The organism is Micromonospora inyonensis (genome assembly GCF_900091415.1).
Classification (GTDB): Bacteria; Actinomycetota; Actinomycetes; order Mycobacteriales; family Micromonosporaceae; genus Micromonospora; species Micromonospora inyonensis.
In genome coordinates, this window is record NZ_FMHU01000002.1 from 3,316,998 (window position 1) to 3,330,204 (window position 13,207).

12 protein-coding genes and 5 tRNA genes are annotated in these 13,207 nt (G+C 73.4%); 7 read left to right on the plus strand and 10 right to left on the minus strand.

The features are described from left to right. Positions 1-214: 214 nt before the first annotated feature. From GA0074694_RS29010 to GA0074694_RS29020, 3 genes are all read right to left on the minus strand, one after another. Positions 215-289: transfer RNA gene (locus tag GA0074694_RS29010), tRNA-Val, on the minus strand. Positions 290-310: 21 nt separating this feature from the next. Then, positions 311-383: transfer RNA gene (locus tag GA0074694_RS29015), tRNA-Gly, on the minus strand. An 82-nt stretch (positions 384-465) separates the two neighbouring features. Continuing rightward, the gene (locus GA0074694_RS29020; RefSeq protein ID WP_091463083.1) at positions 466-2,526 is read right to left on the minus strand and encodes a hypothetical protein; all 2,061 of its coding nucleotides are present in this window, start codon (positions 2,524-2,526) and stop codon (positions 466-468) included. Positions 2,527-2,677: 151 nt separating this feature from the next. Between GA0074694_RS29020 and GA0074694_RS29025 the strand changes: the two genes are divergently transcribed. Further along, positions 2,678-3,052: a hypothetical protein gene (locus GA0074694_RS29025; RefSeq protein WP_091463084.1), complete on the plus strand. Its 375-nt coding sequence runs from the start codon at positions 2,678-2,680 to the stop codon at positions 3,050-3,052. Between the two features lie 118 nt (positions 3,053-3,170). Here the strand turns inward: GA0074694_RS29025 and GA0074694_RS29030 are convergent. The 3 genes from GA0074694_RS29030 to GA0074694_RS29040 all read right to left on the minus strand — a co-directional run bounded on the left by GA0074694_RS29030 (position 3,171) and on the right by GA0074694_RS29040 (position 3,437). Next, positions 3,171-3,245 (minus strand) — tRNA-Val (locus GA0074694_RS29030). Positions 3,246-3,258: 13 nt separating this feature from the next. Further along, positions 3,259-3,329: transfer RNA gene (locus GA0074694_RS29035), tRNA-Cys, on the minus strand. Between the two features lie 35 nt (positions 3,330-3,364). Continuing rightward, a tRNA-Gly gene (locus GA0074694_RS29040) sits at positions 3,365-3,437 on the minus strand. A 331-nt stretch (positions 3,438-3,768) separates the two neighbouring features. Here GA0074694_RS29040 and GA0074694_RS29045 point away from each other — a divergent pair. Both GA0074694_RS29045 and GA0074694_RS29050 read left to right on the plus strand, forming a co-directional pair. Then, positions 3,769-4,371, plus strand: a complete 603-nt coding sequence (locus GA0074694_RS29045) for a TetR/AcrR family transcriptional regulator (RefSeq protein WP_091464262.1) — start codon at positions 3,769-3,771, stop codon at positions 4,369-4,371. Positions 4,372-4,518: 147 nt separating this feature from the next. Beyond that, a complete protein-coding gene (locus tag GA0074694_RS29050) occupies positions 4,519-5,100 on the plus strand; it encodes a TIGR03086 family metal-binding protein (protein ID WP_091463085.1) in 582 nt (193 codons plus the stop codon). 347 nt (positions 5,101-5,447) lie between these two features. On the opposite strand, the gene ggt is transcribed toward GA0074694_RS29050, so the two are convergent. Both ggt and GA0074694_RS29060 read right to left on the minus strand, forming a co-directional pair. After that, positions 5,448-7,271, minus strand: a complete 1,824-nt coding sequence (gene ggt, locus GA0074694_RS29055; RefSeq protein WP_091463086.1) for a gamma-glutamyltransferase — start codon at positions 7,269-7,271, stop codon at positions 5,448-5,450. Positions 7,272-7,369: 98 nt separating this feature from the next. Next, a complete protein-coding gene (locus GA0074694_RS29060; protein ID WP_218105835.1) occupies positions 7,370-7,618 on the minus strand; it encodes a hypothetical protein in 249 nt (82 codons plus the stop codon). A gap of 172 nt (positions 7,619-7,790) precedes the next feature. On the opposite strand from GA0074694_RS29060, the gene GA0074694_RS29065 reads away from it, so the two are divergent. Further along, complete coding sequence (locus GA0074694_RS29065; protein ID WP_091463087.1) at positions 7,791-8,462, plus strand: class I SAM-dependent methyltransferase; 672 nt, start codon at positions 7,791-7,793, stop codon at positions 8,460-8,462. Further along, positions 8,455-9,642: a cytochrome P450 gene (locus GA0074694_RS29070; RefSeq protein WP_091464266.1), complete on the plus strand. Its 1,188-nt coding sequence runs from the start codon at positions 8,455-8,457 to the stop codon at positions 9,640-9,642. Before GA0074694_RS29065 ends, GA0074694_RS29070 begins: the two co-directional genes overlap by 8 nt. A 177-nt stretch (positions 9,643-9,819) precedes the next feature. Here GA0074694_RS29070 and bioD read toward each other — a convergent pair whose 3' ends face one another. Further along, a complete protein-coding gene (bioD, locus tag GA0074694_RS29075) occupies positions 9,820-10,521 on the minus strand; it encodes a dethiobiotin synthase (protein WP_091464269.1) in 702 nt (233 codons plus the stop codon). Between the two features lie 20 nt (positions 10,522-10,541). Then, complete coding sequence (locus GA0074694_RS29080) at positions 10,542-11,714, minus strand: 8-amino-7-oxononanoate synthase (protein ID WP_091464271.1); 1,173 nt, start codon at positions 11,712-11,714, stop codon at positions 10,542-10,544. A 209-nt stretch (positions 11,715-11,923) separates the two neighbouring features. On the opposite strand from GA0074694_RS29080, the gene bioB reads away from it, so the two are divergent. Then, positions 11,924-12,919 carry a biotin synthase BioB gene (gene bioB / locus GA0074694_RS29085; RefSeq protein ID WP_091463088.1) on the plus strand — a complete coding sequence of 332 codons (996 nt, stop codon included), beginning with the start codon at positions 11,924-11,926 and terminating at the stop codon, positions 12,917-12,919. Further along, positions 12,916-13,110: a biotin synthase auxiliary protein BsaP gene (gene bsaP, locus GA0074694_RS29090; RefSeq protein ID WP_091463089.1), complete on the plus strand. Its 195-nt coding sequence runs from the start codon at positions 12,916-12,918 to the stop codon at positions 13,108-13,110. Before bioB ends, bsaP begins: the two co-directional genes overlap by 4 nt. Positions 13,111-13,207: the final 97 nt, after the last annotated feature.

Consider the following 13,207-nt stretch of genomic DNA (forward strand, 5'->3'; position numbering starts at 1 on the left):
CCGTGGGTCCTTCCTCGCACCGTCACCGACCGGAGCGGCGACCGCTCGGCGGACAGCGTCGGTGCTTCCCGGAAGTCAACCGGAAAGACCTCGAGAATCGCTGGACAAAAGTGGCCCAAGCCATTGACGTAGATCGCCGAAAATCAATTCCGGAAACGAAGCGACCCGACATCCGAATTAGATGCCGGGCCGATATTTGCTTCGACAGAATTATTGGTGGGCGATACTGGGTTTGAACCAGTGACCTCTTCCGTGTCAAGGAAGCGCGCTCCCACTGCGCCAATCGCCCCTGCCCCTCAGGCGGGCCGCGAGCGGACGACGGGATTCGAACCCGCGACCCTCACCTTGGCAAGGTGATGCGCTACCAGCTGCGCTACGTCCGCACGTCCCCGGTGTGCCCCCGGTGACGGGATGAACTCTACCCGAACCCAAGATCAGCCCGACACCGGGTATCCCCGACCGGGCTCAGCCCTGACCCCGCCCCGGCCCCTGCGGCGGCTCCGGCTGCTGGCGCTGGCGCGGCGGTTGCGGCCGCGACGGCGGGTGCGGCACCGGAGGCCCGGAGTGCGGCGGGTGCGGCACCGGGCCGCCCGCACCCCACCCCGGCAGGACACCGGCGGCGGCCTGCTCCGGCGAGGCCGGCTGCGCGACGATCGGCGACGGCTGGGAGAGCGTGACCTGACCCGGCACCCCGGAGACCGGATGCGCGGCCTCCCCGGCGGGCGGCAGCGGCACCACCGGCAACGGGTCCATCGTCATCCGGGGCAACGTGACGATCTCCGGGTTGCACTCCACCGCCTGCACCACCGAGCCACGCCCCTCCCCCTTCACCAGGAGCAGGGCGTAGTCCGGCAGATCCTGCAACACCCGGGGCTCGACGGCGTACTCGTACACCCGCTGCGCGGAGGCGGCGTCGCTCCAGTTCGTCCCGCTCGCCACCGACTGCGTCTGACTCCAGGTGCGGCTCCGGCTCCAGTTGCGGCTCCGCTGTTTGATCAGCGACTTCCCCTCGCCCCGGGACCCCTCGCTGCCCCCCTCGGTCTCCGAGCCGCCCTCGGAGTTGGCCAGGGTGTGCGTCTGGTCCCCGCCCAGGGTGCGGGTCAGACCGCTGAGCACGAACCGGTGCTGCCGGCCGATGAACTCCGCCGCCTGCTGCGCCTCGTGGTGGTTGCCCAGTCGCATGAAGGCCACCTCGCCGCCGCCGAGGGCGTGCAGCGACTGCTCCCGCAGGTGCGCGTAGAAGAGCACCAGGCGGATCCCCCGTCGCTCGCAGAGCGTGCCCAACCGCTCGATCTGCCGGTGGTGCAGGTCGTCCGCGCCGACCAGCACGATCGACCCGCCGCTGATCGCCTCCCGGCTCACCCGGCGGATCAGCCACTGCACCAGCAGGTCCTTGAGCAGCTCGTGCTGGGCGCTGCGGCCGTCCCGGTCGGCGACCAGACAGGACAACTCGGCCGTGGGCGGCCCCCCGGCGGCCTGCCCCAGTCCCGTCAGCGGACGCAGGAAGCTCTCCAGTCGCCGCAGGTGGTGGTGGGCCTGCCGGCGGGCCTCCTCCGGCATCAGTCCCGCCACCAGCGCGCACTCGATCTCGCTGAGCGCCGGCTGGCCGGGCCGGTCGGTCAGCACCCGCAGACCGCCGACCAGCCGCGCGATGCTCACGTCCTCCCCGAGCACCTCGCAGAGTTCGCCCAGCAGCATCGTGTCGCGGTGCCGGTCGGCGCGGTCGCCGCCGGTGCCCTCGCCGTACATCGACTCGACCAGCAGGTCGACCAGTTCCCGGCCGGAGAGGCCGGCGAGCAGGTCCAGGTCGCGCAGGCCGGACGGAAACCCGGTGACCCGCACCGAGCGGCCGGTCTGCTCGGCCAGGGTCATCAGCTCGCCGCAGAGCGCCTCGCCGGTGAAGTCCACCAGGGTCATCGGCCCCCGGGTGCTGAGCAACGACCCACCGAAGACGGTCAGCAGCGCCTCCCAGCCGTAGCTGCTGCCACCCACGACGTCGATCCGCCGGGTGCCCGGGGACGGGGTCGCCGCGCTCCACTCGTACATCTGCTCCAACGCCTGCTGCTGCTGGTGCTCGAAGGCCGCGCGGCGTGCGTCCCACCCCGACCTGGCCTGCTCGAACGTGCGGCGGACCTGCTCCTGCGCGGTGGCCAGGTCCCGCTCGGCCTGGCGCTTGAGCAGCCAGACGACCGCCGCCCCGCCGATGCCGCCGAACGCGGAGAGGATCATCAGGAACATCACCAGCCAGCCGATCGGCTCACCGAGGGCGGCGCCGAACCGCTGGCAGCAGCCGAAGAGCAGCGCCAGCCCGAGGCCGACCCCCACTGCCACCCCCATCCGGCGCATCGCCCGTTCCCTGGCGGTGGCGGCCCGGGTGACCAGTTCCGGCGGGACGGTCCCCGGCTCCGGTGGTGGCTCGGGAAACCGCCGCCGGTAGAGGTCGGGGTCCTGGTAGATCCAGCCGAACCGCTCACCGGGCACGGCGAGCCGAGGCAGCGGGTTGTCTCGGTGCGCGATCTCGGTCATGGGGCAGGGAGCCGCCTTCCACAATGGCACGATCCACGATCGAATTCGCAGTTAACCAGGCACCTGCCGAATCGAGAAGACCACCGTCCGCTACCCACCGGTACGGGGCCTAGAGTTTGTCCGGTCCCCGTCACCGGCCCGAGGAGACGTCATGGGCAACGCCGTAGTGGCCGTCCTCCTTCTGCTGGTGGCCGTCGGGGTCGCGACCGCCTTCTCCCGCTGGCGGCGGCGGTCCGCTCCGGAGGCGTCCCGATCCGCCGGGAGGGAAGCGCGCCCCGGGCGGGACAGCCCGTCCCTGCCCGAGCGTTGGCGGCTCCGGTCCGCCCGCTGGCTGCGCCGGCCCGGGGAGCCCCGACGGCCCGTGGTGGCGGAGGAGGTCACCCTGATCTGCATCACCTGCCAGGGGCGGGGGTGGATCGACAGGCGGGAGCGGACCCTGACCTTCACCGGCACCGGCTTCGCCGACGTGGAGAACCCGCCCACGATGTGCGAGACCTGCGCCGGTTCCGGTCGGGTCACCCGGTGAACCGGCGGCGACGTCAGTCGCCGTACCACGGCGGAGCGGGAACCGCCCGGGGCGGCCGGAGCCCGCTCCGTACACGGGAGAAGCCCGTCACCGGTCTCCGGTGACGGGCTTCTCCGTCTGGTGGGCGATACTGGGTTTGAACCAGTGACCTCTTCCGTGTCAAGGAAGCGCGCTCCCACTGCGCCAATCGCCCTCGTCTACTGCCGAGGTGGAGACGGGATTTGAACCCGTGTACACGGCTTTGCAGGCCGTTGCCTCGCCTCTCGGCCACTCCACCGAGGTTGCCCCCGCATGCGTGGTGGCATCTCTCCGAGCGGACGACGGGATTCGAACCCGCGACCCTCACCTTGGCAAGGTGATGCGCTACCAGCTGCGCTACGTCCGCACGCCCCCGGTGTTTTCCGGTGACGGATGAGAACTTTAGCCGAGCCCGGGAACGCTTGCCAAATCGGGGGGAACATCCGGCGGGTTCGGCCCGGTGCGGCAGGGTTCCGTGGCAGGTCGGAGGCCGGATCGGGGCGGTGGTCGAGGGGTCGGGGCCAGCACCCCTGAGCTTCCTAGGAGCCTGGACAGCAGGAGCCCGCGCGGGCGTCCGAGCAGGTGGACGGGGGGGGGGACGACGGTCGGCGGGAACTGCGATCGCCCTTTCACAGCTCATCGACGGCAGGCCGGAGCGGTAACTCCTCGTGAGCGGCCAGATGGGCTACGGTAGCCGCGTGACGAGACGTGCCGCTGAGATCCGCCTGGATGCCCTGCTGCGCACGGCGTGTGACGTGATCGTGGAACGTGGCCTGGCCAACACCCGGACCGCCGACGTGGCGCAGGCTGCCGGAGTCAGCCAGGCACTGGTCTTCTACCACTTCGCCACCAAGGACCGCCTGCTGGAGCAGGCGTTCGCGTACGCGGTCGAACAGGACCTGGCCCGCCTGGACGCGGTGGTCCGCTCCTCCGCCGCCCCGCTGGCCAAGCTCAAGAAGATCCTGCGGCTCTACACACCGTCCGGGCGTTCCACCTCCTGGTCGCTCTGGATCGACGGCTGGTCCGAGTCGCTGCGCACCCCGGAACTGGAGAAGGTCTGCCGCCGCCTCGACCTGCGCTGGCGGCAGGATCTCGCCGCGGTCATCACGGCCGGCGTCGAGGACGGCACCTTCGAGTGCGCCGACCCGGCCGGCGCGGCCTGGCGGATCAACGCGGTGATGGACGGGCTCGCGGTGCAACTCGCGGTGCACCACCGGGTGATCACCCGACGCCAGTTCGCCGACTGGATCCGCCTGGTGACCGCGCGGGAGTTGGGACTGGTCCCGGCCGATCTCGACTGATCCGCCGACGCCCGCCGCCACGCCCACGCCGGCCACGGCCAGACCACTGGCCAGCGCCGCCTCCGCGCCACCCAACCGGAGACCGCCCGACCGGACCGCCTCCCCGGAAACCACCCGACCGGGACGGCCGAACGGGACAATCGCGGCATGGATCTGCTGGAGACGTACCGGCGCAGCCTGGCAGAGTTCACCGACCGGGTCGGTCGGATCGACCCAGGACGGTGGTCGGCGCCGACGCCCTGCCCGGAGTGGGACGTCCGCGCCCTGGTCGCGCACGTGGTCACCGAGGAACGGTGGTCGGTGCCCCTGCTGGACGGCGCGACCGTCGAATCGGTCGGCGACCGGTTCACCGGCGACCAGCTCGGCGGCGATCCGGTCGAGGCGGCCCGGGACGCGGCCCGGCGGGCCGAACAGGCCGCCACCGCCCCGGGGGCAACGGAGCGGACGGTCCACCTCTCGGCCGGCCCGACGCCGGCCCGGGAGTACCTGCACCAACTCGTCGCCGAACACCTGATCCACGGCTGGGACCTGGCCGTCGCGATCGGCGCGGACTCCCGGCTGGACCGGGAGGCCGTCCGCGAGTGCGCCCGGTGGTTCACCGGACGGGTCGCCGACTACCAGGCCGGCAACCTGGTCCGCGCCGGGGTGGACGCGCCCGCCGACGCCGACGAGCAGGACCGGCTGCTCGCCCTGTTCGGCCGCGATCCGGCCTGGACGCCGCGAGACTGACCCTCGCTCCCCGGCCCGGCGGTCGGCGAGCATGGTTTTGCCGACGCCGCTGGCCGACGCTGACCTGCTCAGAAGTCTGGTGCGGTCCGGAGGATCACCGCCCGCGCCGAGGCCGCTGCGGTACTGGTCCACCCGGACCACGCCGCGTGCGCCCTCGGGCTGGTTCGGCGGGAGGTGTAGGACCGCATCACCCACCGGTCGTGGAACCACGCGGTCGCGGCCTGGCTGACCGTCGAAGCCGGCTACCCCCGAGCATGTGGGAGCAGTGGGAGCGTCAGTGCGACCTGCCTAACCTTGATCATCCACTCGACCTGGTACTGCGCGTACGGCGGCGGATTCCCCGTCGATCAGCCCCACACCACGGCTGCGGCGCCGCCGCCCCGGCGGGCCGGCTCGGCCGCCGCCAGCAACCGGCCGCCGCCGAGAAACTCAATGCCGGTGGCCGCGCCGATCTCGGCGCTGGGTGTGTACCGGTGGCCCAGGACGGCCAGCGCCTGACCCTCCGGCGAGCTGCTGAACGCCGGTTCCGCGGTCACGGTGGCCGTGTTGCGCTGGGTGGCCCGCGGCGCGGCAATCGCCTGCGGCAGGGACATTCCCAGGTCGATCCGGCCGATCAGGATCTGCAGCACGGTGGTGATGATCGTCGAGCCGCCCGGCGAACCGACGGCGAGGAAGGGCTTCCCGTCGGCCAGCACGATGGTCGGCGACATCGAACTGCGCGGTCGCTTGCCCGGCCCCGGCAGGTTGGGATCCGGGGCGTCGCCCTGCGTCGGCACGAAGTTGAAGTCGGTCAGCTCGTTGTTCAGCAGGAAACCCCGGCCCGGCACCACCATGGCGTTGCCCCCGGTCGCCTCGATGGTCAGCGTGTACTCGACCACGTTGCCCCAGCGGTCGGCGACGGTCAGGTTCGTCGTGTGGTTCTCGTACGAGTCGAATGCACCGCCGGTGGTGGCCACGCAGCCGCCGTACCGATGGTCCGGCACGCCCGGCGGCACCGGCTTGGTAGCGGCCCGGGCGGGGTCGATCCGGCAGGCCCGCTCGGCTGCGAAGCCGTCGGTGAGCAGCTGCCGCTGCACCCAGGGCAGCATACCGTCGCCGATGTAACGGTTGCGGTCGGCGAACGCGAGTGCGCTCGCCTCCAGGTAATGGTGCAGCGCCTGGGTCCGGTCCAGCCCGCCCAGGTCGACCTTTTCCAGGATGTTGAGCGCCTCACCGACCGTGGTGCCTCCGCTCGATGGCGCCGGCATGCCGTACACGTCCAGACCGCGATACTGCGAATGGGTCGGCATCGGCGTCCGCACCCGGTAGGCCGCCAGGTCGCGCAGGCTCAGCGAACCGGGCCGGATCGGGTACGCCCACGGCTGGCTCGGGTCGGCGGCGACCGGCGGCTGCTGCACGGTACGGACGATGTCCCGGGCGATCGGCCCCGTGTAGAAGGCGTCGATGCCGTCCCGGGCGATGGCGGCGTACGTGTCCGCGAGGTCGCGGTTGCGGAACACGCTGCCGACCGCCGGTGCCTGCCCACCCGGCAGGTACAGCTCCCGCGTCGAGGTGAACTGGGCGAACGCGGCCTTGTCGTCGTTGACCTGGCTCTGGAACGTCGAATCCACCACGAAGCCGTCGCGGGCCACACCGATCGCCGGCTGCAGCGAATCGGCGAGCGAGTGGGTGCCCCACCGGCGCAGCGCCTCCCGCCACGTGGCCAGGGTGCCCGGCGTACCTACGGAGAGGCCGCTGATCCGCGCTTCGTCGAACGCGTACGCCGCACCGGTGTCCGGGTTGACGAACAACCGCTCGTCCGCGCTGGCCGGCGCGGCTTCCCGGCCGTCCAACGTGGACACCCGACCGGATTTCGCGTCGTAGTAGACGAAGAAGCCACCGCCGCCGATGCCGGCCGAGAACGGTTCGGTGACGCCGAGCGTGGCCGCCGCCGCCACCGCGGCGTCGACCGCGTTGCCGCCGCGGCGCAGCACCTCCAGGCCGGCCCGAGTGGCCTCGGCATCCACGGTGGACACCGCGCCGCCGTAACCGGTGGCGGTGGGGGGCGCGGCGGTGGCCTCGGCCGCCAGGCTGGCCGCGCCGTCGCCGGCGGCTACGGCGGTGCCGGCCGGATTGACGACCAGCGCGCAGATGGTGAGTGTGACCAGCGAGAATCCTCGTCGGATCCGCATCCGAGCCTCCGGGGGAGATCGATAGGCAGTGTTGAATCAATACGCTGGACGGCCCGATCGCGCAAGTCGACCAGGCCGCCCACCCCGTCCGCGACCCGCTATTCGGTACGCAGGGCGTTACCGCTGCTTAGTCGGGTCGCGGCGATCACCGGCGCGGACAGCGGGGTGGACAACGTCGCCACCAGAGGGTGGTGACCGCGTAGCCAGACGTTGTAGTCGCCGATCTTGACGTGACCGAACCCGATGCCCTGCTTCTGCTTGCCGTATACCCGGCGCAGCATCGAATCGATGTCCACAAAACGTCGGCGCCGGTCAGGATCGGCGCCCGCCCGGCCCGAGATCGACATCGGTGACGCCCTCCAGCCGACGTCCGTGCTGCTGGAGCAGTTTATCCTCGCGGTGGCTCGGTTGCCGGAACCTCCTCCTGCGGCGTAGTCGCCCGAGCCTGAGGCAACGGTGGCAGGTACCGGGGTCGACCCGCGCCGACCCCGGAGGACCCGCACGGGGCAGAATCACCGGGTGTCCGAGATCTCCGAGGCCTTCGTCCGGTTGCACGCCCGACTGGGCCCCGTCGCCTTCGTTCCCGAGGTGCGGCTGCACCAGGCCGACGAACCGATCGGGCTCTGGGAGCTGACCGAGGGCGAGTTCCGCAGCGCGCAGCCGCCGCCGTTCTGGGCCTTCGCCTGGGCCGGCGGTCAGGCCCTGGCCCGGTACGTCCTCGACCACCCGGAGACCGTCGCCGGCCGCCGGGTGCTCGACCTCGCCTCCGGCTCCGGCCTGGTCGCGGTCGCCGCCGCCCGCGCCGGGGCCGCCGCCGTCCGCGCGGTGGAGATCGACGAGCGGGCGGTCGCCGCCGTCGCGCTCAACGCCGAGGCCAACGGGGTACGCGTCGACGCGGAGCTGGGCGACGTCCTCGACGACCCGGACGCCGGTACGGCCGAGGTTCTGCTCGCCGGGGACGTCTTCTACAGCGAGGCGATGGCCAACCGGATGCTGCGCTTCCTGCTCCGCGCCACCCGGGCCGGGACGCGGGTGCTGGTCGGCGACCCCGGCCGTGCCTTCCTCCCCCGGGACCGCTTCACCGAACTGGCCGGATACGACGTGCCGGTGCCTCCGGCGCTGGAGAGCGTCCGGGTCCGGCACACCACCGTCTGGGAACTGCGACCCGGCCGCCCCCGTGCCGATGGTTGACCGGTCCGACGTGCTGTTCCGTGGCTGGGGCCCGGTCCTGGACGGCGAAGCGCCCGACACGGTGACCGTCGCCGACCACCTCGGGGTCCCGCACCTGCTGGTGACCCGGCATGCCCTGGTCCGGCAGGTGCTCGCCGACCCGGTCACCTGGCGGCCGGACAACGCGCTGGACGCGGTCACCCCGGTCCCGGTGGCCGCGCTGCGGGTCCTCGCCGGGCACCGGTTCCGGCTGCCGCCGACCCTGGCCAACAACTCCGGTCCGAGCCACCCCGGGATCCGGGCGCTGGTCGCCGAGGCGCTGCACCCGGAACGGGTCGCCGCCCAGCGGCCCTGGCTGACCGGGCTGGTCGACGCGCGGGTCGGCCGGCTGGCCGCCGGCCTGACCGCCGGGGCGACCGTCGACCTGTACGCCGGGCTCGCCGCCGACCTGCCGCTGCTGGTGCTGGCCCGCCTGGTCGAGCTGCCGGACGCGCCGGTCGAGGCGGTCAAGGAGTTCGCCCGCGCCGCGCTGGAACTCTTCTGGGCACCGCTGGACGAGGCCCGGCAGCTCGCCCTCGCCGTCGAGGTGGGCCGCTTCCACCGGGTGCTGCGGGAGTTCGCCGCCACCGGCGGTGGGCTGGCCGCCCGGCTGCGGGCCGAGGGACACTCCGCCGACGTGGTCGTCGGCACGCTCTTCTTCCTGCTGGTGGCGGGGCAGGAGACCACCTCCCAGTTCCTCACCCTGCTGCTGCACCGACTCACCGGCGAAGCGGCGGTGCTGGCCGGGCTGCGCGCCGGCACGGTGCCGGTGGCCGACGTGGTGGAGGAGGGACTGCGGCTGGAGCCGCCGATCGTCACCTGGCGGCGGGTCGCGGCGGCGGACACCACGCTGGGCGGGACGCCGGTGCGACGGGGCACCAGTGTCGTGCTCTGGCTGGCCCGGGCCGGACGGGACCCGGCCGTGGTCGCCGAGCCGGGGCACTTCCGACCGGGTCAGCGCGGCTCCCGCCGCCACCTGGCGTTCGGCGCGGGTGCGCACCGCTGCGTCGGGGCGCACCTGGCCCGGATGGAGGCGGCCGTGGTGGTGGCCCGTACGGCGGAGCTCCTGGCCGGCGTCGAGGTGGTCCGGCCGCCGTGGTGCCCGGACAACCTCACCTTCCGGATGCCGGACACCTTCCTGGTACGCAGCCGGAAGCCCTGACGAAACTCAGTGGTCGCTCCGGCCGGAAGACGCTGCGGAGCGGCACCACGCCGCCGTGAGCGTCCCGGCATGACGACTCCACGTCACGGCGGCCGGACGGTCGCCGTACTCCTGGCTCTGGCGGCGGCGCTGACACCCGGCGGCGGCCCCGGTCGGCACTGTCGGAAGTGGGTGGGTTCAGGTCTCCTCGGCCCAGGCCCGCCAGTCGTCGAGCACCCCGTACAGCGCCGGGGTGAGCCAGCCCGGGGCGGACCGGCGGAACACCCCCGGATCCATCGCCCCGGCTCCGGTCGGCAGCGCGCCGAGCAGCTTCGGCACCAGCTCGCCGAGGTTCGCCCAGTGCACCAGTTCCGGCTCGGCCGGCCAGGCGCCGATCACCACCCCGGCCGGCACCGCCCGGCGCTCCAGCGCCTCCAGGGTGAGCGCGGTGTGGTTCAGCGTGCCCAGCCCGGCGCGGGCCACCACGACCGCCGGTGCGCCGAGCGCCACGGCCAGGTCGGCGACCGTCCACGCCTCGCCGGAGGGGCGCAGCCCCATCGGGACGAGCAGCCCGCCGGCCCCCTCGACGAGCACCAGGTCGTGCTTGTCCACCTCCTCGCGGACCGCGTCGACCACGGTGTACAGCTCCAGCGGCTCCAGCTCGGCCACCCGGGCGGCGGTCAGCGGGGCGAGCGGATCGGGGAAGCTGGCCAGCGTCCGGCCGGTCAGCGGGGCGGCCAGCCGGGTCACGCTGTCGACGTCGGAGGGCTCGCCGGTGGCCGCACCGGTCTGGCCGGGCTTGACCACGGAGACCCGTAGCCCGGCCGCCTGCGCGGCGGCGGTCACGGCCGCGGTCACCACGGTTTTGCCGACGCCGGTGTCGGTGCCGGTGACCAGCACCGCACCCTGCCACGGGGCGGTCACGCGACCACCCCGGCCCGCGGCCCCCGCGCCCCCTCCGGCGCGCACGCCACGACGACGTCCAGCGCCCGCTCGAAGTCGACCCGGGGCACCCCGGCGTTGAGGGTCAGCCGCAGCCGCGACCGCGGGTCGGGGGTGGAGGGCGGACGGAAGCAGCCGACCGCCACCCCCTGCTCCCGGCACTCCTCGGCCCACGTCGTGGCGGCCTCCGCGCCGGGGGCGGTCACCGACACCACCCCGGCGGCGGGCGAGGAGACGGTCAAGCCGGCGGCCCGCAGCCGGCGTACCGTCACCGCAGCCCGGTCGGCGAGCTCGGCACGCAGGTCGTCACGGGTGCGGGCGAGACCGACGGCGGCCCGTACCCCGGCGGCGACGGCCGGCGGGAGCGCCGTGTCGAAGATGAAGGTCCGGCCGGTCTCCACCAGGTGCCGGACGAACGGTGCCGGAGCGGCCACCACCCCGCCCACGCCACCGAGGGACTTCGAGAGGGTGGCGGTGACCACCACGTCCGGCGCTCCGGCGAGTCCGGCGGCGACCACCGCACCGGCACCGGCCGGTCCGGTCACCCCGAGCGCGTGCGCCTCGTCGACCAGCAGCAGCGCACCGTACCGGCGGGCCACCTCGTGCAGCCGGGCCAGCGGGGCGAGGTCCCCGTCGACGGAGAAGACCGACTCGGTGACCACCACGGCCGGCCGGCCGGGGGCGGCGGCGAGCGCGGCCTGCACGGCGGACACGTCGGCGTGCGGGGTGACCACGGTCTCCGCCCCGGAGATGCGACAACCGTCGATCAGGGAGGCGTGGTTGTGCGCGTCCGAGACGAGCAGGGTACGGGGCTGGACGAGGGCCCGCAGCGCGCCGAGGTTGGCCAGGTAGCCGGAGGAGAAGACCAGCGCCCCTTCCGCACCGAGCCAGGCGGCGAGGGTGTCCTCCAGCTCGAGGTGCACGTCCGTGGAGCCGCGTACCAGCCGGGACCCGGTGGCGCCCAGCCCGTACGCGCGCAGCGCGACCGCCGCGGCAGCGGTGACCTCGGGATGGGTGGCGAGCCCGAGGTAGTCGTTGCCGGCCAGGTCGACCGTGGCGTCGTCCGCGCCCCGGGGCCGCAGCCGCCGGGTCAGCCCCGCCTTCGCCCGCAGCTCGGCACGGCGTTCGAGCGCCGCCAGCCAGTCCGCCACCGTCACTCCCCTGCTCGCCGCCCGACCTCGCCGCCGCGCCCGGCGACCGTTCCGCCGGGCGAAGTTACCATCCGGACCGGAGTCACCGGCGTGGCGCGGCGCGGCCCCGGCGGAGCACTCCCCGGCCCCGTCGCAACCGGCTCGGAGGTGGCTGGAGCGGCGGGCAGCAGGGATTCGTCCCCGGTGGCCGGCCTTGTAGGGTACGAGCCATGCCAGAGATCCTCGACCAGGCCCGGACCCAGGTGCTGGAGCAGGGCGTCGGCCTCGACGAGGCCGGTGTCCTCGCCGTGCTCAACCTGCCCGACGAGCACCTGACCGCCGCGCTCCAACTCGCCCACGAGGTACGGATGCGCTGGTGCGGCCCGGAGGTCGAGGTGGAGGGCATCGTCTCGCTGAAGACCGGCGGCTGCCCGGAGGACTGCCACTTCTGCTCGCAGTCCGGCCTGTTCGCGTCCCCGGTCCGCTCGGTCTGGCTGGACATCCCGTCCCTGGTCGAGGCGGCGAAGCAGACCGCGGCCACCGGGGCGACCGAGTTCTGCATCGTGGCGGCCGTGCGGGGCCCGGACGCGAAGCTGATGAAGCAGATGCGCGAGGGCGTCGCGGCGATCCGGGCGGCGGTCGACATCCAGGTCGCCGCGTCGCTGGGCATGCTCACCCAGGAGCAGGTCGACGAGCTGGTCGACATGGGCGTGCACCGGTACAACCACAACCTGGAGACCTGCCGCTCCTACTTCCCGAACGTGGTCACCACGCACTCCTGGGAGGAGCGCTGGGAGACGCTGCGGATGGTCCGCGAGTCCGGCATGGAGGTGTGCTGCGGCGGCATCCTCGGCCTCGGCGAGACGGTCGAGCAGCGGGCCGAGTTCGCCGCGCAGCTCGCCGAACTGGACCCGCACGAGGTCCCGCTGAACTTCCTCAACCCCCGGCCGGGCACCCCGCTGGGCGACCGTCCGGTGGTCGAGGGCAAGGACGCGCTGCGCGCCATCGCCGCGTTCCGGCTGGCCATGCCGCGCACCATCCTCCGGTACGCGGGCGGGCGTGAGCTCACCCTCGGCGACCTGGGCACCCGCGACGGCCTACTCGGCGGCATCAACGCGGTGATCGTCGGCAACTACCTGACCACCCTGGGCCGGCCGGCGACCGACGACCTCAAGCTGCTCGAGGACCTGAAGATGCCGGTCAAGGCGCTCTCCGCGACGCTGTGACGGCGGTGGACGGCGTGTGGTGCGACCGGTGCGGTGAGCCGGTCGGGGCGAGCGCGCACGAGGCGTGCCGGACCGCCCGGACACTTGAGCCGCCCCGGTACTGCCCGTCCTGCCGGCGCCGGATGAAGGTGCAGGTGCTGCCGACCGGCTGGCGGGCGACCTGCGTCGAACACGGCGCCATCACGGACTGAGCCACCCCACACCCAGCACCCCAGATCCTGGACGGTTGCCGTCCGGCAGCACCCGCAGCCGCGGCCATCACCCAACTCCTCCACCTACAACGACGCC

What these genes read in the sequence shown, in the direction of transcription:
- GA0074694_RS29020 (WP_091463083.1), bottom strand. Translation starts at nt 2,526, where the DNA reads ATGACCGAGATCGCGCACCGAGACAACCCGCTGCCTCGGCTCGCCGTG.
- GA0074694_RS29060 (WP_218105835.1), bottom strand. Translation starts at nt 7,618, where the DNA reads ATGTCGATCTCGGGCCGGGCGGGCGCCGATCCTGACCGGCGCCGACGT.
- ggt (WP_091463086.1), bottom strand. Translation starts at nt 7,271, where the DNA reads ATGCGGATCCGACGAGGATTCTCGCTGGTCACACTCACCATCTGCGCG.
- GA0074694_RS29070 (WP_091464266.1), top strand. Translation starts at nt 8,455, where the DNA reads ATGGTTGACCGGTCCGACGTGCTGTTCCGTGGCTGGGGCCCGGTCCTG.
- GA0074694_RS29050 (WP_091463085.1), top strand. Translation starts at nt 4,519, where the DNA reads ATGGATCTGCTGGAGACGTACCGGCGCAGCCTGGCAGAGTTCACCGAC.
- bioB (WP_091463088.1), top strand. Translation starts at nt 11,924, where the DNA reads ATGCCAGAGATCCTCGACCAGGCCCGGACCCAGGTGCTGGAGCAGGGC.
- GA0074694_RS29025 (WP_091463084.1), top strand. Translation starts at nt 2,678, where the DNA reads ATGGGCAACGCCGTAGTGGCCGTCCTCCTTCTGCTGGTGGCCGTCGGG.